Annotated in this window: 1 protein-coding gene; it reads left to right on the top strand. The window is 43.1% G+C overall.

The window, feature by feature from the left end; genetic code table 11:
• Positions 1–182: 182 nt before the first annotated feature.
• Positions 183–963 (top strand): RpnC/YadD family protein (locus BN6465_RS00035; RefSeq protein WP_066730575.1); only part of this gene is annotated, 781 nt, incomplete at its 3' end.

Here is a 963-nt window from a genome sequence, read left to right as displayed (position 1 = left end):
GAAAGCATTATTATTCTAAAATTCTAAGGGGCACACCCCAATACTGTTTATCATTTCTATATAAACGATTCAGGAATCTCAATGCTTTATTTCATTTATTGACAGCAGAGAGGTTCCCGTTAGATAAGTGAACGAAAGGATACCTCCTGCGAACGACATTTTTTGAATAAGGAGGACAATTTATGGAAAAACACACTTATCAGAAAAATACGGCAGTTAACCGTGTTTACAAATCGCGGATATTTGAGATGGTATTCAGCGACAAGAAGGAACTGTTAAGCCTGTATAATGCGGCGAACGGAACGAAGTATGACGACCCGGAGATGCTGGAAGTGAATACGTTGGAAAATGTAATTTACCTTTCGATGCATAATGATATCTCATTCGTGATTGACTCCAGACTTACGCTCTATGAGCATCAGTCCACCTATAGTCCCAATCTTCCGCTAAGATATCTGATGTATATTTCGGATCTGTATTCAAGCATGACGCGGGATGAGAATCTGTACGGCCCCCGTAAAGTGCTGCTGCCTCCCCCAAAGTTTGTTATCTTTTACAATGGCATCGAGGAGCAGCCGGACGTGCAGGAATTAAGGCTTTCTAGTGTGTTTCAGGTACCGGATGATAAACCGTCGCTGGAGTTAAGGGCCGTTATGCTGAATATTAATCCGGGGCATAATCCACAGCTGCTGGATAACTGCAAGACGTTGAGAGATTACTCTGAATATACTGCCAGAGTCAGGCGGTATGCGGAGAATGTTTCCCTGTCTGATGCGGTAGAACAGGCGATTACGGAATGTATTAAAGAGGGGATTCTGTCAGAATTTTTGAGCAAGAACAGAACGGAGGCGAAAAAGGTGAGCATATATGAATATGATGAAGAAAAAGTCATGCGTATGATGCGTGAAGCAGCCCGTGAGGATGGCTGGGAAGAAGGTCTTCAAAAAGGGAGAGAAGAAGGGA

The sequence above is a fragment of the Bariatricus massiliensis genome (assembly GCF_900086725.1).
Lineage (GTDB): Bacteria > Bacillota > Clostridia > Lachnospirales > Lachnospiraceae > Allocoprococcus > Allocoprococcus massiliensis.
The sequence above is the reverse complement of the archived record's forward strand: the minus strand, read 5'-3'. Positions and strand labels throughout refer to the sequence as shown.